This window comes from Candidatus Flexifilum breve (assembly GCF_016713355.1).
Genome location: NZ_JADJPI010000039.1, coordinates 124492 through 144504 on the forward strand (window position 1 = coordinate 124492; position 20013 = coordinate 144504).

The following is a 20013-nucleotide window of genomic DNA, read 5'->3' on the forward strand; positions in this document are numbered from 1 at the left end:
GGACGCGAGCACTCGCGTCCTTTTTGTTTCCCCAATTAAACCGATCTCACAGTACAATACGGGCAAGGCTGGTTACAGGCTTACTGGATAGCAAGGGTGGTTGTCATGGGCGTAGCGATTAAACCCGAATTTCTGGAACGGATCCAAACAGCAGTCTATATGTGGTTCACCACCGTCCGCGCGGACGGCATGCCCCAACCGACTCCCGTGTGGTTTGTGTGGGAGGACGGCACGTTTCTAATTTACACGGGCGCAGAAGCGCAGAAATACCGCAATATCCTGGAACATCCGCAGGTCGCGTTGAGCTACAGTGCTACGCTGGATGCCGACGACTACCTTGTGATTATGGGCGAAGCGCACCCTGACCCGGCCGCGCCGCCCCCGCATCAAAACGCGCAGTATATGGCGAAATACGGGACGAGCATGCCTGAAATCGGCATGACGCCCGATGTCTTCGCCGGGACCTTCCCGGTGGCGATCCGCGTCACCCCGACATACGTCCGCGGCGAATAGCTACGGCGTCACCGTCAATTCAAGCGCGTTGGAATCGGCACCGCCCCACATGTAAGCGCCATCGGCCGCCGCAATTTCCCCGGAGGCGAACGCGCTCAACCTCGCGGTGCCGACGCTGACCGCACGTAACTGCACCACATCCCCGGTGACCCCTTCTTCAGGTACGACAAATTCAAACGGCGCCGCGCCCACCGGCTGACTCAGGCTCGGTGTGCCGCTGGCGTAGGGGATGAGCAGCGCCGCGCCCGGCGTGAGCGTGTAGCGATACTGCGGCATGCCGACGCGGAACGACTGCGCCCGCACCGTCACGATGTCACCCACCCGCACCGTCGATTGATCGGCAGTGAGCAGCACATATGGCTGATCTGCCGGGGTTGGCTCGGGTATAATCAGCGGCGCAACTCCGTCAAACAAACTGCACGCGCTCGTCAGGCACAGCACACACAGGAACAAGACTAAGTGACGCATCCCAGCCTCCCACCAGTGGACTCTCACCATAATACGTTTTTCGCCGGGATTTGGTTCCATCGGGAGGCGACAGATGCGCGTACGTGATCTCGGCATCGTGCCCGGTCAATTGCCTGCCGGGGAGTTCAATGCCATCACTGACGTGCCCGGCGTGCTGGTCGGGCATACGACGCTGATACAAGACGAAGTGGTGCGCACAGGCGTCACGGCGGTGCTGCCGCATGGCGATAATCTGTTTCGAGAGAAGGTCGCGGCAGGCGTCGCGACGATCAACGGTTTCGGCAAGGCAGTCGGCTTTGAGCAGATCCGCGAACTCGGCGTGATTGAAACGCCCATTCTGCTCACAAACACGCTCAATGTGGGCAAAGTCGCCGATGCGCTGATCGCCTACATGCTGCGTACCAATCCCGAGATTGGCCTGGCGACCGGATCGATCAACCCGGTGGTGGGCGAATGCAACGACCAGTTTCTCAACGATTTACGGGGGCGGCACGTGCAAGCCGAACACGTCTTTGCGGCGCTGGAGAGCGCGGCAGGCGGCGCAGTCGCGGAGGGGAATGTCGGCGCGGGGACCGGGACGCTGTGTTTCCAGTTCAAGGGTGGGATCGGCACGGCGTCACGGCGTGTGGACGCGTACACCGTCGGCGCGCTGGTGCAGACTAACTATGGTCAGCGCGCAGAACTGCTGTTCCTCGGCGCGCCGATGGGGCAGCAACTGCTCGATGAGGCACTGCCGCAGGTCGGCGGCGGTTCGATCATGATGATCATCGCGACCGATGCGCCGCTCGACGCCCGCCAGTTGACGCGCCTGGCCAATCGCTCCGCGTTTGCGCTCGGGCGAACCGGATCGGTCGGGCATCATGGCAGCGGTGACTTCGCTATCGCCTTCTCGACGACCAACCGCACGTCGCACACGCCCGCCGCACGGATTAACCCGCCGCTGGTGCGCGATGATGCGCTCGATCCGCTGTTTGCCGCCGTCGTGGAAAGCCTCGAAGAAGCGATCCTCAACGCGCTGCTCACCGCGGAAACCCTGACGGGTCGCAGCGGTAACACGGCGTTCGCGCTGCCGAAAGATCGGCTGGTGGAACTGCTCAAACGGTACGGGCGGCTCTAGCCGTTCAACGTCTCCCCCGTCCCCTCTCTTAAAGGAGAGGGGAAGAGTTCTTAAGTCCCCTCGCCCAAGGGCGAGGGGGATTTAGGGGTGGGGTTAGACAAACTGCCGATCCTGAAATGACTTCATGCTAGTCCTTGTTGTGCCCGCCTAGCGGATCGTCGGGTCGGCGATCCACACGTCGTTGGCGTAGCGCGACTCGCCTTCGATGACGAGGTTGGTCGTGTAGCCGTAGCGGAACTCATACACGTTCAGGCCGTTGTACTGCGAGATCACCGGCTTAACCGCGTTCGCGTTGTTGTCGAACACCTGCAGCACTGGTTCGCACCCGGTCGCGTTGACGGCGGGCTGCGCGCAGACTTCCAGCGCGACCTGCGCCGTGCGGGCTTGCAGGTTATCGAACACGTAGGTTACACGGATGTAGTTCCACGACACGAGCTGCTTGGTGGAGGCGATGGTCGCCGGGTCGGGCGTGGCAATCGGCGTCGTCTGGATGAGCACGCCAATCAGCGGGCCATACCCTGTCGGCGTGGGCGTCGGGCCGGGGCCGTTGCACCACAGCGCATCGCAGTAGGCGAGCGGTTCGCCATCGAGCGTCGGCAGGCTGCGGAACGTGATCTCCGGCAGTGTGGTGAAGCGATAATCGAGGTACACCGCGAAGTTATCGCCGCTCACGAACATCATATTGGACGCGCCGAAATTACGGTAGACCGCGCGGAACTCCGTGCCACCCGGCATGACGCCCATGTAGTCGAGCGCCGCATAGTCGAGGTAGGCGAACGCATAGTTCGACGTCGCCATCAGCCGCTGTTCCGCCGCCTGATCGACGATATCGAGCACCGGCGGGTTTTCGACCAGCGAATTCACGGCGATATCGACCTGCGCGCAGTAATCCGGCGCGGCGGGGTCAAGCTCGCCGAGCGAAATCTCGAAGGACGATTCGACGATGAACACCAGCGACCGCACCAGCGGTTGGCAGCGCTCCAGCGAATTGACGCCCTGCCAGCCCGTCGGACGGCGGTTGACGCCGTAGGTGGTATCCGCCAGCAGTTCGAGGTCGGCGCGCAGATTGAGGTACGAGGTCGCGGGCGAATTGGTCGTCGCGCCGATCCAGCCCGGCGGGCGGCTGCCGAGACCGAGCGTATTATCCGCCAGCAATTGGAGATCGAGCAGCACATCACCGACAAACGTGGGCGAGTTCAGGTCACGGCTGCCGATGTACCCGTTCGGGCGGGTGTTGAGGCCGAGCAGTTCGTCGGCAAGGCGTTCGAGATCGCCACGCACCGCGCCGAGCAGTTCAATCGGGTTGGGCAGGTTGCCGTTCGCGTCCGGTGTGCCGAACACGATGTTAACCAGCTCGTCTTCGATCTCCGCCTGCACCGCGCCGCAGTAGTTGATCGCCGACTCGGGCGTTTGCGCCTGCAAGCCATAGAAACTACTGAGCATGATCAGCGTGTTTTGCAGGGTTTGATCGCAGCGCAAGATGGGCGCGCCGCCGCGCCATTCCGCCGGGCGCGAGTCGCGCCCGAAGAAGGAGTCCGCCGCGAGTTCGAGGTCGTGGCGTACATTGCGGGCGATCACTTCGGGTACCGGCACGGTCGCGCCGATCCACGCATCTGGGCGGATGCTCGGGCCAAACACCGCATCGGCCAGTTGTTCGTTATCGAACCACAAATCCGAGACGATAGTCGGCGATTGCAGGTTGGTATTGCCCGTCCAGCTTTGCGGACGAATGCCAACGCCCAGCACCGCATCTGCCAGTACCTCAAGATCGGCACGCGCATCGAAGACGAGCAGTTCAAACGAGTTCGTTTGGGCCAGTGGCGCGGCACTCACCGACGCCGCGAACAGGCACAGGATCAGGGTAAACAATAAGCGTCGCATGGGCGCGTCCTTCTAAGTACACATCGCTGCGCTTTATTATATCCGCGCCCACACAGAGGACAATCTAGCCGTTAGTCATCCTTGGACGAAATACGTCGGCGTGACCGGGCGCGTGCCCAAACGGGTGACCGTCGACGCGCCCAAACCGACCGCGCTCAGCGCGCCAATGATCAGGACATCGGCCAACCAACCGAACGGCAGGATGACGAGCAGGGAGATACCAGCAGAGAGGACAAAACTGCCGATCACGGCGGCGACGAGCGGCGGCAGGCGATTTTTCGCCACGCGCTGCACGATCACATCGCCGACGACCAGCGCCAGCGTGACCAACCCGCACAGCATGAGCGCCACCAGCGCCACCAGCGCCACCAAGTAGACGGGCAGCAGGAGCAAACCGAGCGGCGGCACGACCGCCAGCAGCGTGATCAGCGCGAGCGTGAGCCCCACGCCGAGCGCATACAGCGCAATCCCTACGCCGAGGAAACGCGTCGGGCGGGCGCGCACCGCGTCTTCAATATGGCTGATCTGGCGTGGGAAGGCAGTCACGGCGATGGTGGCCAGCCCAACCAGTGTGATCACGGACAGCGAGAGCGAGAGCGACAGCCCGAGCGGGCTCCAGCTCACCGACAGGCCGCTCCCCGTACCATCACGCAGCGCGAGCAGCGGCTCAAACGGATGGAGCGCTTTGTCTTCCGGGCAAGGCGCCGCTGCGACGCCCTCCGGCAGCGTGATTTCATCCACGCAGGCCGTAATCAGACCCGCTTCCTGCGCCTGAGCGGTGAAAGCGGCGGTGGCGGCATTGACGAGGATATCCCCGTCGATGCGCCCCGCGACGAGCGCGTCCGACCCCATCAGGTTGACATCGCCGTCGACTACGCTCGACTCGTTCAGGCGAATTTGTTCGCCCAACACCGTGAGCTCACCCTCAACGCGACCATCGACGGTGATTTCGCTGCCGATCAGCGCCACATCGCCGTCAATGACCGCGCCGCTTTCCAACGCGATCACCCGGGCAACGACCACCAGATCGCCGTCAACCGCTTCGTCAAGGCGGTATTCGTCAGTGAACATGACATTGGTGCCGTCGATCAGCGTGGTCGGGTTGAGGAAGTTTCGCGCGAGCAGAGACAGCACGATCAACCCGATCACGACAGCGGCGAGGATGAGCAGATTGCGCCGAGTGTTCATCGCGTCTACTCCTGCTCCTTACGCCAGCCAAACCGCACCAACCAGAACAGCGCGATGGGAATGATCGCAACCATCACCACCGGCGCTTCCGGATACGTGTTGAGCACATCGCGCGCCCCTTGCACGAGCGCGTCCAGTGAATTCATGATGAGCGAGAGCAGCCCGGCGATCTGGTTGATCAGCGCGGTGAGCGCGCCCGCATTGCCGACCGCGTTGACGATCAGCCAGCCTAAGCCCGCCAGCAGCGGCGTCAGCACCAGTGTGACCAGCGCCAAACCGAGCGCCAGCGCCAAACCCGACGAGCGCATCAGATGTTCGGGCTGCAAACCTTCCGCCAGCTTCGCCATGATTTTGAGCGCCAAGCCCTGCGGGGCGCGTTCCATGGGCGCGGCGCGCAGCAGGCGGTCAACATGCTTCAGCTTCTGGAAATCAGCCGCTTCGTCGGGGTGGTCATCAATGCGCTGGTACAGCTCCTGGAGCGCTTCCGACTCCAGTTCGCCATCCAACGCTTCTTGCATTAGTCGTCGTCCTCGTTCGTTCGCCATTTACACGTTCTCCAATAGCGCCGTCAGCGGACCCGACGCCGTCTTCGGGTTGATCTTCTCGGCCAGAATCTGCCGAGCGCGGAACAGGCGGCTTTTTATGGCGCTTTCCGTCGTGTCGAGAATGTCCGCAATTTCGGTATACGAATAGTCATACCAATAGCGCAGCACGACGGCGGCGCGATATTCGGGGTTGAGTTCCTTGAGCAGCGCCTGAATTTCGCGGCTTTGCTCCCGCATGATCGATGCGAATTCCGGTTCGGGTTCCTCGCTGCTCAGGCTTAAGGCTGGCAGCGGATCATCCTCAATCGATAGCCACGTCATGCGGCGGCGGCGAATGCGGTCAATGCAGTGATTCGACGCAATCGTCAGCAGCCAGGTCTTGAACGAACGCGAGGGGTCGTACCGCTGGAGGTTGAGATAAGCGCGGAGAAACGTTTCCTGTGCGGCGTCTTCGGCTTCGCCCCGATCATTGAGCATCCGGTACGCCAGGTTGTACACCGAATCCTGATAGGTGTAGACCAGCTCCGCGAATGCATCCTGATCGCCTTCCAGCGCGGCATGTACCCATTCTAGGACAACCGGATCGGGCGTAGACAACTTGTTCTCTCCAATCGACGTCTTCCTCTCGCCTTGCGTGGCTACTTTCCTATACGCAGCGGGGCGGCGAAAGGTTGCGGCATTATACCGCTAAACAGTGTGCATGTGGATGCGTGACGGCGGTGCGTTGAACCTTCGGGGAAGGACGTGGGGTGCTTTAGGCGCTCATCTCTCGTGGATTCCCGAAGCCGCTCTGCTCAAGAACGAAAGACCAAATTACTGCTTAGGATAGCACGAACGATGGAGGCTTTATATCAGTCAAATGTCATAGGTGGTATATGAGATCAGATGGAGGCGACTGGGAGCGTTTGCAATAATCGGAGCAAATACGGGCGCAGGCTGTAACGCACCCCACCCGGCCCTCCCCAAAATTCAGGGGGGAGCCAACACCGCCCGCCAAGCCAAATAGTTTTCGTAGGGACGCGATAAATCGCGTCCGCTGGCGAATAGAAAGGCTTTAAGAGATGCTTTTTAAATCCCCTCTTGCCTCGCCAACTCAGGTGGAGAGGGATACGACTTGGCGTGCCATTGCCCCTCGCCTTCTGGAGAGGGGCGGTTGAGCGCAGCGAAACGGGGTGAGGTGAACTGACAAGCCTACAGCAAGCCCGCTTCGCGTTCGGCCTGCGTGAGCGCAAGATCGAAACGTTCCAGCCCCTGCTGCACCGTGTCGCGTTCGATCATGAGCGGCGGGCAGAAGCGGAGCGTATTCTCGCCCGCGCCGAGGATGAGCAGCCCGTTTTCCAGCGCGGCCTTCTCGACGGTGTTGCGCACGACCGCCGCCGGGGTGCGCTTCTCGTCGAGCACCAGCTCCGCGCCGATCATCAAACCCTTGCCGGCGACGCGCCCATGCTTGAGCGTCGGGTGATGCGAGCGCATCTCTTCGAGCGCTTCCATGATGTATTCGCCCTGCTCGACCGCGTTCTGCATGTAGCCCTGCTCGACCAGATCGAGCGTGACGAGCGCCGCCGCGCACGAGATCGGGTTGCCGCCGAAGGTTGAGCCGTGCGCGCCGGGCGGCCAGCTCATGACATGTTCTTTGGCGATGATCGCGCTGATCGGCATGCCGCTGGCAATGCCCTTAGCCGAGGTGACGATATCCGGCTCGACGCCGAAATGCTCAATCGCCCACCATTTGCCCGTGCGCCCGACGCCCGCCTGCACTTCGTCGGAGATCAGCAGAATGCCGTACTTATCGCAGATCGCCCGCAGTTCCTGCACAAAGCGCGGATCGGGCACGATATAGCCGCCTTCGCCCTGAATCGGTTCGAGGATGATCGCCGCGACCGAGTCGCCGGGCATGATCTTCTTGAAGACCACATCTTCAATATAGTTGGCGCACGTGCAGTGCGCTTCGCATTGACTCTGCTCGCGCCCATGCAGGCAGCGATACGGATTGTTGTACGGCACATGATGCACGCCGGGGATGAGCGGGAAGAAGCCGTTGCGCTGAACCACTTTGCTGGCCGTCAGCGAGAGCGCGCCGAGCGTGCGCCCATGGAACGCGCCGAAAAAGGCGATGATATTCTGGCGTTTGGTGTACCAGCGCGCCATTTTGATCGCCGCTTCGACGGCTTCCGCGCCGGAATTGCCTAAAAAGACCCGGGCATTTTCTTTAAACGGCGCAATCTGCGCGAGGCGTTCGGCGAGGCGCACCTGCACTTCGTAATAATAATCCGTCCCCGCGATGTGAATGAATTTTTGCGCCTGTTCGGTGATCGCCTGCACCACCTTGGGGTGACAATGGCCCGTCGAATTCACGGCGATGCCCGCCGCGAAGTCGATGTACTCGTTGCCATCCACATCCCAGACCTGCGCTCCCAGCCCACGCTCCATCACAAAGGGATAGCGCGGCACCATCGAGCCGGACATGGTTTGATCATCGCGCGCGATCAACGACTGCGCGATGGGTCCGGGGCGGGTGGACGTATTGATCGTCATAAGATTTCTCCAAAGCTATTCGGGGTAAAGCACCTTGTTACAGCAGCAGTAACGTGCGCCAAAGTCGCTCGATTCTACAGTAGATGAGCGCGTGTTCGCAAAGAACTTTGGTTATATAATCCAACGCGTTAACCGCCGCGACACAAGGGAAGCTCCATGAAAATTATCCTCATCGGCTTTGGCACAGTGGGTCAGGGCCTCGTGCAAATTCTCCGCGACAAACGCGCTGATCTGAAGGCACGCTACGGCTTCGAGCCGCAGGTCGTCGCCGTGGTGACTGGACGGCGCGGGTCGCTGTACAGCCCGACCGGGCTTGATCTGGACGCACTGCTCGGCGATTTCACTGCTTACCCGGATTCGTGGGAAGGGCTGGAACGCGGGTGGAGCGCGGAACGCATCATCCGCGAGAGCCACGCCGATGTGCTGGTCGAAGCCAGCCCGTCGAACCTCGAAACCGGTCAGCCCGCGCTCAACCTGTGCGAATTGGCGCTGCAAACGGGCAAACACGTCGTGCTGGCGAACAAAGGCCCGGTGGCGGTCGCCTACAACGACCTGATGAGCTTCGCCCAGAAAGCCCAGCGACAGGTGCTGTTCGAAGGCACGGTGATGGCAGGTACGCCGTCGATTCGCCTCGCCATGCAGGCGCTGCAGGGCTGCACCATCACATCGGCGCGCGGTATCCTCAACGGCACGACCAACTACATGCTCACGCAGATGGAAAGCGGCAAACCCTACGCCGAAGCGCTGGCCGAAGCGCAGGCGCTCGGTTACGCCGAAGCCGACCCGACTGCCGATGTCGAAGGCTGGGACGCGGCGGGCAAGGCGCGCATCCTCGCGCAGGCGCTCTTCGGGCGGAAGTTCCTCGCCTTGGACATGCATGTGCAGGGGATCAGCCACCTGACGCCCGCCGACATCGACGCGGCGAAAGCGGCAGGCGAGCGCTGGAAGCTGATCGCGCAGGTGACGCCGCAGGGTGCATCCGTGCAGCCACGCCGCATTCCGATCAGCCACCCGCTGGCGGGGGTGAGCGGCACGACCAACGCGGTCACCTATACGACCGATTTACTCGGTGACGTGACGCTGATCGGGGCGGGCGCGGGCAAGCTGCAAACGGGTTTCGCGCTGCTCTCCGATCTGCTGGCGATCCATCAGCTTGGAGATAGCCAAACGGTTAGAAATGGGCGTCGCTGGTAGCAAAGCGCCCCGCGCCCAAAAGGCCCAGGGGGGGGGGGGGGGGCGGCCCCCGCCCGAGGGGCGGGGCCCGAAGGGGGGGGGGGGGGGGGGGGGGGGGGGGGGGGGGGGGGCGGGGGGGGGGGGGGGGGGGGGAGGGGAGGGGGGGGGGGAGGGGGGGGGGGGGGGGGGCGGGGGGGGGGGGGGGGGGGGCGGGTGGGGGGGGGGGGGGGGGGGCCGGGGGCCGGGGCCCCGGGGCGGGCAGGGGGGCGGCCCCCGGGGGGGGGGGGAGGGGGGGGGGGGGGGGGGGGGGGGAAAAGGGGGGGGGGAGCGGAGCCTTTTGCGTGCGCCGGGGGGCGGGGGGGGGGGGGTTATTAATTCGGGGGGGGGGGGACAACACGGGCACGGGGGAAAAAACGGAGGGACCCCGGCGGGGGGGAGAAGGAAAAACGGAGGAGGGAGAGGGGGGGGGGAGGGGGGGGGGGGGGGGGGGGGGGGGGGGGGGGGGGGGGGGGGGGGGGGGGCCCCCCCCGGGGGGGCGGGGGGGGGCGGGGGGGGGGGGGGGGGGGGGGGGGGGGGGGGGGGGGGGGGGGGGGGGCGGGGGGGCGGGGGGGGCGGGGGGGGGGGGGGGGGGGGGGGGGGGGGGGGGGGGGGGGGGGGGGGGGGGGGGGGGGGGGGGGAGGGGGGGGGGGGGGGGGGGGGGGCGGGGGGGGCGGGGGCGGGGGGGCCGGGGGGGGGGGGGGGGGGGGGGGGGGGGGGGGGGGGGGCGGTGGGGGGGGCCGCCCGCCGGTCGTTGGGGGGGGGGGCCTTCGAGGGGTGACTCCGGGTCCGTATAGCGGCGCGGTGCGTTGAGGCGGCGCTCGTCGATTTACCGGAAATTCACGGAAAATTCCAACTTTCGCAGATCGAAAAAGGTTATATGATGAGAAAATAACGTGAGGCTCCACACCACGAAAATGCAAGTCTCGGAGAAACCGCATGCTCTCGCTGAACCAACGTAACCCGGACTCGGACGTCGCTGCCAAAGGGTTGATTATGGTAGTTGAGGACGATCTGAACCTGCTGGAAGGCATTCAGACCGTGCTTGAACTCGAACATTACGAGGTAATCAGCGTCGAGAATGGCAAGCAGGCGCTCGAAACCCTGCGGGCGTGCATGCGCCTGCCGGACCTGATCGTGTCGGACATCATGATGCCGCACATGAATGGGCTGGAACTGCTGCGCGAAGTGCGCAAAGAGCGCGCCTGGATTCGTATTCCGTTCATCTTCCTGACCGCGTTGAGCGAGAAACCGGATATTCACCGGGGCAAAATGCTCGGCGTGGACGATTACCTGACCAAACCGTTTGACGCGGAAGACCTGATCATCGCGGTCGATTCGCGCCTCAGCCGGCATCGCGCGCTCAACGATTTGCACCGCGGCGCGATGCGCGACCTCAAGAAGACGATCCTCACGATCCTCAATCACGAGTTCCGCACGCCGCTGACGTTCGTCGTCGCCTATTCGGAGATGCTCAACGACACGCAGAACTATTCGCTGAGCGGCGAAGACATGATGCTGTTTCTGCGCGGCGTCAGCGCGGGCGCGGCGCGTCTGCGGCGGCTGATCGAGAACTTCATCCATCTGGTCGAAATGGAAACTGGCGATGCCGAGCGCATGTACATGATGCGCCGCGCCCCGGTCATGAACATCAACGAACTGTTCAACGCGGCGATCCAGTCGGCGCGCCAGACGTCGGAATTCCCGCCAAACATCAACATTGAAGTCAACGAGCAGCTCCCGCCGTTTGTCGCCGATTCGCCCTATTTGCAGATGGCACTCATCCAACTCCTCGAAAACGCGATCAAGTTCTCGCCCAACGGTGCGCCGATCATTTTGGGCGCGCGCACGTTTGACGGCTACCTTGTGCTGTCCGTCGAAGATCACGGGCGCGGCATTGATCCGGCATACCACAAGGACATCTGGGAAATCTTCTACCAGCACGAACGCGATATCTACGAGAATCAGGGCGCGGGCGCGGGGCTGGCCATCGTTCAGGGCATCGCCCAATTGCACGGCGGGCGCGCCACTGTCGAAAGCGAACCCGGCAAGGGAAGCTGCTTCTCGATCTACCTGCCAATCATCTCTGTCAAAGTCGCAGCCTGTCGCTTAACGGACGCGGTTTCAAAGCGACCTAGCCGGTGTTGACCTTGGAACGCTGAAAACGCCCACCCACTGATGGTCGGCGGCCAAAATTCCCGGAGCGGCGGCGCGGCTAAACACGCTGCCATCCATTTTTGCAACCCCCGCACGCGTCCTGCGTATAGCAGTGCATGGACAAATGAAACTCGCTATACTAGACGAAATGTCTAGCTCATGGGGGAATTGGGATCAATGGCTCCTTCACTGATTGATAAGGTGAATACCCTGATCAACGCCAGCCTGCACGGTATGGTTGATCGGGCTTTGCAGCAAAATTCGGTCGCCGTGATGGATGAGTACATCCGTCAGGCCGAGAAAAATCTGGAAGCGCTCGAAGATTCGGCGGCCACGGTGGGTGGTACAGTGCGCACGCTGAAGCGCAAGTACGATGAATTTGCGGCCGCAGCCGAAAAGCTCGACCGAGATATCGACACGCTCATTCTCAAGGGCAAAAACGACCTCGCCGCCGCGGCGCAGGCTGAGCTGAACACCAAGCAGCAGCTCGCGCAGGACTACTACGAACAGTGGCAGCAGCAGGATCAGCAGTACAACGCCATGCTGGACATGCGCATGAAGCTGGAAGCGCGCCTGACCTCGATCCGGCAGGAGCGCGAACAACTGCGCTCGCTCATCGAACTGGCCGCTGCGAAGCAGGTCGCTACCAAGACGATCAAGAGCCTCGACGATCTGGCGAAGGTCGGCGATCAGGAAATCAGCAGCTTTGCGGAACAGGTGCGCAATCGCCTCGACACCGAAGATGCGCGGCTCGACATGGCGACGCAGAATCTGCGCGATCAGATTGACGATGCGGTGCGCGGCGGTGAAATCGACCGCCAGTTGGAAGAACGCCGCCGTCGTCTGCTCGGCGCGCAAGGTGGTTCGCAGCAAGCCGCCGAATAACTCGCGCGGTGAGTCCCGGCTTGACCGGAAGGATAGGCTATGTCTGAGCAATCAGTCCGCAGCCGCGTGACTGGCGCGGTGCTGCAGAACGCGATCTTGAGCTGGCAAACGGCACTCACGCTGATCGTGACAGCGGTGCTGTTCTTGTTTGTGCCGCTGCCCTTCGAATGGTGGGCGCAGTGGATGTGGCTGGTGGCCGGGGCGGCAGCGGAAATCGCGCTGATCGCGTCGAACCTCACCAACCCGGAAGCCGCCACCATTGCGCTCAACCGCGAATTCGAGGCCAAGTACGATCTCGGGCAGATTCGCAGCGTCGATGCGCGCCAGCGGTTGGAACGCGCGCTGGAATACCGTCGCAGCATGCTCACGCTGACCGAGCACCACGGTGGCGCCATGCGCACGCAGTTGCAGCAGACGGTCGCCGATGTCAACGACTGGATCGGGCACATGTACGATCTCGCGCTGCACATTGACTCGTTTAACGGCAACGATCTCGTACGGCGCGATCAGGCGGAGGTGCCGCGCAAACTGGCGCAAGCCAAGCGCGACCTAACCGCAACGGCGGACGCCGACCTTAAGCGCGATCTGGAAGAGCGCGTGCGGTCGCTGGAACTCCAGCAGGAGAACCTGCGCGAGACGGAGAACGGCATGAAGCGCGCCGAAATCCAGCTTGACAACACGCTGGCGTCGCTCGGCACGATTTACGCGCAGATGTCACGGCTTGGCACGAAGGAAGTGGATAGCTCGAAGGCGCAGCGCTTGCGGCTGGAGATTCAAGACGAGGTCACCGGGCTGCAGGACACCATCGACGCGCTGGAAGAGGTACAGGCTCAGCGCCTGCGCATGCGGTAAACAGAATTGCGTAATCATAACGGTAGGGGCGCAGCATGCTGCGCCCCTAGAATGACTTCTAGACTACCGAATTACCCGTTCATCCGTTCGCGTTCTTCGGGATGATAGCCATTGCTGGTCGGGGCTTGCGAGCGCCCACTGCTGAGATTGCTGCGGTGCTCCTGCACGATGTACTCCGGCACCACCGATTCAAACAGGCGCATGGCCGCGAGCACCAGGCCGATGTCATCCAACTGGCCGAGGCCGAGGACAAAATCCGGGATGAAGTCGAACGGCGACAACACGTAAATGATCGGCACGATCACAATTGCTTTTTGCCAGGCGGGAATGCGCTGGTCGAACATCAGCCGCCACGTAAGTTGAACCTGATTGAGAATCCCCTGAATCATTCGCTTACCCTATCTGTTCATGTGATTAGTAACAATTCTAGCACAGATTCGCCGCGCAACCATCAGTGCCTTGTGAGAGTTCGGGCTATACTAGGCAGTTAAAAGGCGAAAGTTAAAAGTCAGAAGCGGAACACGCTGCCTGACATTGGTCGCGGTCCCCAAATGAATCTAATTCGTACCGTTCCAGCAACCGACGAACCCTGACAAAGCTTCAATGAGGCGATCTATGCTGCGTCGGCTGATAGTGATTCTGACGATCTGCTTGTTCACCCTTCCGGCGGTGGCGCAAGAAGCGCTCAACCTGCCCGCCGATCTGTTCGTGCTGCTCAACGATGGGCGCATCGAGCGGTACGGCGTGGGCGCGGCGGGCGTGCGCACGGTCACCCCGGAGGGCGCGTACATCATCGATTTCGGGGTGGATGCCGCGGGCGAACGTCTCGCCTACCGCACCGAGGACGGCCTGTACATCACGCTGATCCCCGCGACGGACGTGCCGCTGGGCGATCCGATTCGTCTGGAAGCGGAGAGCGCCAGCGTGCCGTACTTCCGCGGCGCGGGCGAGACCATCGCTTGGTCACCGACCGGGGATGCGCTGGCCTACACCACGCTGACCGGGGCGAGAGTCTATTTTCAGGGCAGCGGCGGCTTCGTCGACCTGCTGGAAAGCCCCATGCTCAGCCTGAGCTGGTCGCCGGGTGGCACCTTCCTCGCCGCGCAAGCCGAGCAGAACGTGTGGTGGATCTATCGCCGCGATGGCAGCCTGGCCACGCTCACGAGCATCATCCCGTCGAGCATTGGTACGGCGTGGGTCAGCGACAGCGAATTGGTGTTTGCCCCGGCCGATGGCAGTCTGCGCGTGATGAATCTCGCGGCGGCCAATGCGCAAAGCATCCTGCTCGACGATACGATCCAGTATCGTCTCCCCTATTTGACTGATGAAGACGCGCTGGTGTTCTTCGCCCGCGATCCGGAAGTTCCGGAAGGCTACGGCGTGCTGATGCGCTTGCAGCGCGGCGCGACCGAAGTCGAAACGCTCGGGCAGGTGCCGGTCGCGCTGACCGGTCTGCGCTGGACGCCGGATGGTTCGCTGCTGGCGGCGTTTCAGGGCGGCGTGATCGCGCTCTACGACCCGATCACGGGGCTGGGCTTCCCGCTGCCGCTCCAAGGGGCGGTCGCGTATGGGTGGGGGCGCCCCGCGCCAGAAACTACCATCGCGCCCACGTTGATCCCGGGGCCGACGCAGGTGGTTGTTCCGCTCGCCGCGCCGACTGAGACACCCCTACCGCTGGCTACGGCGCCCGCTCCGGTCGCTGTAACCTCGACACCCGCGCCCGCCGTGCCCGTCACGGCGCTGGTCCTGTCATCCGATGGCTACTTCCTCTCGCCGGATTTCAACGGTACGCTGCAAGTGTGGCGCATGCCCGCTAACGGCGCTCCGCCCGGGCAATATACCGGGTCGCTGGATGATGTGGGCGAATACGCGATTGCGCCGAACGACGGTACGGTCGCCTATGTGGTGACGGGAGAGCTGTGGATTCAGCCCTTCAGCCGCGCCGCCCCCTACTACCTCACCGAGATCACCAGCTTCGCGCCGACCAACCTGACATTTAGCCCGGATGGGGCGCTGATCGCCTTTGCCGACGAGGAGCGCGGCATTTTCACTGTGCCGATGGATGGCAGCGAAGACCCGTCGCTACTGATCGTCAACGCGGCGGACACGATCTATCGGCGTCCGCAGTTTTCGCCGGATGGCTCACGCCTGCTGGTCGATATCTATCGTGGGGATCGCGTGTGGACGGGCGTGTTTGACCTGACGAGCAAGGCGCTGATCGAAGCGCCCGTGCCCGAGTCGGCGGAAGATACGCGGGCGGCGCGCGCGCTGGTTAGCCGATGGTCGCGCCTACAGCTACGCGGATGCGGCTGCGCCTTCGGGCGTGTCGGCGGGTTTCTATGTGTTCGATCCAGTCGCGGCGGGATCTGCGCCCGCGCAGTGGGTGCCGTTCGACTCGTCGATCAACGTGCGCGCGGCAGTCGAAGTGCTGCCAGGCGTCATCCGCGCGGTGATCGCACAGGCGGACGTGCTGCAAGTTGTCGACATCGACCTTTCTGGCGGCGGGCAGACGCCCGTGCTCGCGCTCGACGTACCGCTAAACGCGCCGCGCATCTCCCCGAATGGCCGTTTTGTCGCGGGCTACGAGAACATCACCGACCGCCTCGGCACGCTCACGATCATCGACCTGCAAAACGGTCGGCGCTACCAGCTCACCACGCCAGAAACCAGTACCGCCTATCAGTGGCGAGAAAGTTGACCAAAGCGCTGCGTTTCCAGCCACATGCAGGCGGACGCGATGAAGGGGGGGTCTTCCACTAACGGCGTCATCTGTCGGGAAGAGGTATGAGGCGATGTCACAATTAGTGAAAACACTCAACCTCACCTGCCGGCGGGGGTCCCTCCGGGGGAGGGGGCATGAACCGAGCACATTGGTCCTCTCTTTTAGGAGAGGGGTGAGGTTTTGTCTAAACACAAGGGCGCACAACCGTGCGCCCCTACATATCTCCGCATCCATTTCCCCTCTCCAGGTTAGGGGATGAGGTTAATTCTCCCGTATGGCCGCTTTGAGCACCCCGCCCAACCGCTTGATGCCTTCGACAATGCGTTCTTCCCGCGAATTGCTGAAGTTCAGGCGGAACGTGTTCTTGCCCGCGTCGCCGATGTAGAAGCCTTCGCCGGGCACAAACGCGACATCGTGCGTCAGCGCCTGCTTAAGCAGGTCGGTCGCGTCGAGATGCGCGGGCAGGGTCACCATGAGGAACAGACCGCCTTCGGGGCGTGTCCAGGTGACTTCCGCCGGGAAATATTCGTCCATCGTCTGGAGCATCAGGTCGCGGCGTTGACGGTAGACCTCCCGCAGATGGGCGATGTGCGCGTCGAGGAAGGCTTCGTCGCGCGCGACTTCGTAGGTGATCACCTGATTGAGCGTGCTCGTGTGCAGATCCGCGCCCTGCTTGACCTGCACCAGTTTGTCGATCACCGGGAAAGCCGCCGCCACCCAGCCAATGCGCAGACCCGGCGTCAGGATCTTCGAGAATGTGCCGCAGTAGATCACATTGCCGTCGGCGTTGGTTGCGCCGCGCACTTCGGCTTCCATTTGCAGCACGGAGGGCACTTTGTCGCCGCTGTAGCGCAGTTCGCCATAGGGATCATCTTCGATGAATGGCAGCCCATGTTCGACCAGAATGCGCGCGAGTTGGGCGCGGCGTGACTGCACCAGCGTCGTGCCCTGCGGATTCTGGAAGGTCGGAATGGCGTACATGACTTTGTGCGGTTCGGCGAGGAGCGTGGGCAGTTCGTCGACCAGCATGCCGTCGTTGTCGGTTGGCACGGCAGAGAAGCGCGGGTAGTACGATTTCCACGAGCTCATCATGCCGACGTAGGTCGGGTTTTCCACGACGACGCGGTCGCCTTCGTTGAGGAAGATGCGCGCCAGCATGTCAATCGCCTGCTGCGACCCGCTGGTGATGAGGATGTTGTCGGGGTGAATCTGGAAGTTGCCATGCGCCAGCCGCTTGGCGATCAAGCCGCGTAATTCGGGCATGCCTTCGCTCGTGCTGTACTGCAAGACTTCGCGTCCGCGCTCCGCCAGCACGACATCAGTCGCCTCGCGGATGCGATCCACGGGGAAGAGTTCGGGCGCGGGCAGCCCCCCCGCGAACGAAATCACTTCCGGCTTGGCCGTCAATTTGAGGATTTCGCGCACGGTCGAGCGTTTCATTTGTTTGGTACGTTCGGCAAACAGAGAATCCCAGTTCATCAATCCAATCCTTATCGGCACAGCAGTAAATGAAACCCGGATTTTGTAGGGACAAGGCCTGCCTTGTCCGCTTTGTCTGTCTCGGAAAAGTCAGGCCGAGGCAGGAGCGTCTATAAACCCCTCACCCCCAACCCCTCTCCCACGCAAGCGGGGAGAGGGGAGACATTGCGGGCAATGTTTGCTCCCCTCCCTGAATTCGGGGTGGGGTCGAAAAAGCCATAACCGGATGCCTGTTAGTTCTCGGAATCAGCATCCGTGGGGCGCTTCAAAAACAACGCGGAGCGGGTAACTTCGCACACCACGACATCATCCTGATTGCGGCCAATGTGCTTGAGCGTGACCACGCCGGTATCGGGGCGCGACTTGCTCTCGCGGCGCGACACGACGGTCGTCTCGACATAGATGGTATCACCGTGAAAGACGGGCGCGGGGTGACTTACGTTCTCGTAGCCGAGGTTGGCGATGATCGTCCCGATGGTCAGGTCGTTGACGCTGATGCCCACAACTAGACTCATCGTCAGCAAGCCATTGACGATCCGCTGCTTGAACTGCGTTTTGGCGGCAAAGTCTTCGTTGATGTGCAGCGGTTGGGTGTTCATCGTGAGGCTGGAAAACAGCACGTTATCGGCTTCGGTAATCGTGCGCGCCAACTCGTGCTTGATGATCATCCCCGGTTCAAGATCCTCGTAGTATTTCCCCGGCATGGGCAATTTCCCTTGATGCGACGCGATGCGGCGTTCGCTGGTCGATGGTAGGGACAGCCAGAAGGCTGTCCGCTTTACCGGACGCGCAGAAGCACGTCCCTACACTGCTGTAGCCGGGGCGAATCGATACCGCATAACGTCTGTATGCGTGAAGAGGGGGATTATAACGCACTGTCGGAAAACCAAAACCGCCCGATGTGAGGGGGGACACATCGAGCGGTTCTAGAGGGATGGGCATGTGAAGGGTCTATTTTACCCTAGCCCTTGAACTTGGCTGCTAACAGTAAGTCACGAGCCTCGCCTAGTTCGTCATCTCAATTCGACCAAGTTCAAATGAAACTGTCTCCAAGATAAGTTTCCCGGCTAAAGATCACATGAAGCAAAAGTGAGAACCGGGTGAGAGCAGTTTCATTGTCCCGGTGGCGCGACCACACCTACAGGCGCAACCGCACCGGGCGTCAGCGCCCAATTCGGATCGACGGTCGGCGGCGCGTTGAGGCACAGGTTCTGCGCGTTGGCATATTTGCCGTTCGCCGTGCCGCTGCTGAAGATATTCATCGCCTGTTGATACTGGCTGGCCGCGCTGCAGTAGTTGGTCTGCGCGAGGTACGAGTCGCCGATCAGTACGTACTGGTTATACAGGAGCTGCATGGCGTCGTCGTAGTAGCGCCCGCCCGCGCCCAGGCTAATTAGCTCTTGCAGCGTCGAAATCGCGACCGGGCTGCCGAGGCCAATCGCATTGCGCGCGCGCAGATACAATTCGGCGGCGTAGCGTTCATAGTCGAGGCCGGAGTCAATCTGGCCATATTCCTCCGCACGCCCGACCAGAATGTTGGCGGCGGCGGGTTGATTCGCGTTGTAGAGTTCGAGCGCGCGGTTTTGCAACGCCTGATTCAGCGCGCGGCGCACTTCGTCGCGCCGGAAGCTCGGATCCAGCCCGACGACCACGTCGAGCAGTTCAATCGCGTCTTCCCACAGCGATCCGTTCATGGCCGTCTCCGCCTGCTCGTAGAGCGCAGCGACATCAAAGCCGCTGTCGGAGTCCTCGACGGTAGCAATCGCCAGTTCGTTGGGCGCGGCTTCGGTCGTCGCTTCCGGCGTCGGCGAGGGTGTGGGCGTGGTCGTGGGCAGTGTGTTGAGATAGACGGCTGTCCCCGTCAGCGCCAGATTCGGGAGGTCGTTGTATTCGGGCGCGGATGTCGCCAGCCATTCGAGGCGCGTGCGCAGCAGCACCGTGTTGCCGGACGCGACATCGCCGGGAATGCGGTCGACTTGATCGCGGATGGCAGCGTCGCGCGTGCTCCGCACCAGCGTTTCCGCTTCGCGTTGACCGGACGTCCAGCCTGCCGCGCCCGCCAAGGCGACGATGGCGACCGCGAACACCACCAGCACCACCGAGATCAAGGCGTACATGCCGCAGCCGCTGGACGGGGGCGCGTCTTCGACATCATCGACGCTGATGGTGGGTTTCAGGGGAATGTCCTTGAGCGGCGAGCGGGGTTGGGTATCATCGTCAAGCTGAGGTGTATAGCTCATGCAAAAATCTCACGCTTCCATGGCAATTGACCCGTTTGCCGGGCACGCCGATTATACAGGACGCTATGAACAGATGATACCCTACGGTTACCCTACGAACAGCGGACTGATCCGTAGGGACGCGCAACGGCGCGTCCGCTGTTTTTACCCCACCCCGACCCCTCCCCCGAATTCAGGGAGGGAGCCAACACCGTTGGCTAAATTGAATTCGTTTTCGTAGGG

17 protein-coding genes are annotated in these 20013 nt (G+C 62.4%); 7 read left to right on the forward strand and 10 right to left on the reverse strand.

All coding sequences use genetic code 11. The features are described from left to right. Positions 1 to 105 precede the first annotated feature (105 nt). Positions 106 to 513: a pyridoxamine 5'-phosphate oxidase family protein gene (locus IPK17_RS36965; protein ID WP_343422759.1), complete on the forward strand. Its 408-nt coding sequence runs from the start codon at positions 106 to 108 to the stop codon at positions 511 to 513. Here IPK17_RS36965 and IPK17_RS36970 read toward each other — a convergent pair whose 3' ends face one another. Then, the gene (locus IPK17_RS36970; protein WP_343422760.1) at positions 514 to 981 is read right to left on the reverse strand and encodes a hypothetical protein; all 468 of its coding nucleotides are present in this window, start codon (positions 979 to 981) and stop codon (positions 514 to 516) included. 73 nt (positions 982 to 1054) lie between these two features. On the opposite strand from IPK17_RS36970, the gene IPK17_RS36975 reads away from it, so the two are divergent. Further along, complete coding sequence (locus IPK17_RS36975) at positions 1055 to 2098, forward strand: DmpA family aminopeptidase (protein ID WP_343422761.1); 1044 nt, start codon at positions 1055 to 1057, stop codon at positions 2096 to 2098. Between the two features lie 147 nt (positions 2099 to 2245). Here IPK17_RS36975 and IPK17_RS36980 read toward each other — a convergent pair whose 3' ends face one another. From IPK17_RS36980 to IPK17_RS37000, 5 genes are all read right to left on the reverse strand, one after another. Continuing rightward, a complete protein-coding gene (locus IPK17_RS36980; protein ID WP_343422762.1) occupies positions 2246 to 3979 on the reverse strand; it encodes a hypothetical protein in 1734 nt (577 codons plus the stop codon). A 75-nt stretch (positions 3980 to 4054) separates the two neighbouring features. After that, complete coding sequence (locus IPK17_RS36985; RefSeq protein ID WP_343422763.1) at positions 4055 to 5167, reverse strand: polymer-forming cytoskeletal protein; 1113 nt, start codon at positions 5165 to 5167, stop codon at positions 4055 to 4057. 5 nt (positions 5168 to 5172) lie between these two features. After that, positions 5173 to 5712 carry an anti-sigma factor family protein gene (locus tag IPK17_RS36990; protein ID WP_343422764.1) on the reverse strand — a complete coding sequence of 180 codons (540 nt, stop codon included), beginning with the start codon at positions 5710 to 5712 and terminating at the stop codon, positions 5173 to 5175. Beyond that, positions 5713 to 6309: an RNA polymerase sigma factor gene (locus tag IPK17_RS36995; protein ID WP_343422765.1), complete on the reverse strand. Its 597-nt coding sequence runs from the start codon at positions 6307 to 6309 to the stop codon at positions 5713 to 5715. A 594-nt stretch (positions 6310 to 6903) separates the two neighbouring features. After that, positions 6904 to 8247, reverse strand: a complete 1344-nt coding sequence (locus tag IPK17_RS37000; protein ID WP_343422766.1) for an acetyl ornithine aminotransferase family protein — start codon at positions 8245 to 8247, stop codon at positions 6904 to 6906. A gap of 156 nt (positions 8248 to 8403) precedes the next feature. Between IPK17_RS37000 and IPK17_RS37005 the strand changes: the two genes are divergently transcribed. From IPK17_RS37005 to IPK17_RS37020, 4 genes are all read left to right on the forward strand, one after another. Beyond that, positions 8404 to 9441: a homoserine dehydrogenase gene (locus IPK17_RS37005; RefSeq protein ID WP_343422767.1), complete on the forward strand. Its 1038-nt coding sequence runs from the start codon at positions 8404 to 8406 to the stop codon at positions 9439 to 9441. 954 nt (positions 9442 to 10395) lie between these two features. After that, positions 10396 to 11604 (forward strand): hybrid sensor histidine kinase/response regulator, encoded by a 1209-nt coding sequence (locus IPK17_RS37010; RefSeq protein WP_343422768.1) that lies wholly within the window; start codon positions 10396 to 10398, stop codon positions 11602 to 11604. A 186-nt stretch (positions 11605 to 11790) separates the two neighbouring features. Next, positions 11791 to 12498, forward strand: coding sequence for a PspA/IM30 family protein (locus IPK17_RS37015; protein WP_343422769.1), 708 nt, complete (start codon positions 11791 to 11793; stop codon positions 12496 to 12498). Positions 12499 to 12537: 39 nt separating this feature from the next. After that, positions 12538 to 13350 carry a hypothetical protein gene (locus tag IPK17_RS37020; RefSeq protein ID WP_343422770.1) on the forward strand — a complete coding sequence of 271 codons (813 nt, stop codon included), beginning with the start codon at positions 12538 to 12540 and terminating at the stop codon, positions 13348 to 13350. A gap of 71 nt (positions 13351 to 13421) precedes the next feature. Here the strand turns inward: IPK17_RS37020 and IPK17_RS37025 are convergent, their stop codons facing one another. Beyond that, a complete protein-coding gene (locus tag IPK17_RS37025) occupies positions 13422 to 13739 on the reverse strand; it encodes a YkvA family protein (protein WP_343422771.1) in 318 nt (105 codons plus the stop codon). A gap of 226 nt (positions 13740 to 13965) precedes the next feature. Here IPK17_RS37025 and IPK17_RS37030 point away from each other — a divergent pair, with 226 nt between their 5' ends. Then, complete coding sequence (locus IPK17_RS37030) at positions 13966 to 16110, forward strand: hypothetical protein (protein ID WP_343422772.1); 2145 nt, start codon at positions 13966 to 13968, stop codon at positions 16108 to 16110. Between the two features lie 223 nt (positions 16111 to 16333). On the opposite strand, the gene IPK17_RS37035 is transcribed toward IPK17_RS37030, so the two are convergent. From IPK17_RS37035 to IPK17_RS37045, 3 genes are all read right to left on the reverse strand, one after another. Beyond that, the gene (locus tag IPK17_RS37035) at positions 16334 to 17551 is read right to left on the reverse strand and encodes an aminotransferase-like domain-containing protein (protein ID WP_343422773.1); all 1218 of its coding nucleotides are present in this window, start codon (positions 17549 to 17551) and stop codon (positions 16334 to 16336) included. Positions 17552 to 17784: 233 nt separating this feature from the next. After that, positions 17785 to 18255 (reverse strand): MaoC family dehydratase, encoded by a 471-nt coding sequence (locus tag IPK17_RS37040; protein WP_343422774.1) that lies wholly within the window; start codon positions 18253 to 18255, stop codon positions 17785 to 17787. Positions 18256 to 18663: 408 nt separating this feature from the next. After that, entirely contained in the window at positions 18664 to 19791 is a 1128-nt protein-coding gene (locus IPK17_RS37045) for an outer membrane protein assembly factor BamD (RefSeq protein ID WP_343422775.1), read from the reverse strand. Positions 19792 to 20013: the final 222 nt, after the last annotated feature.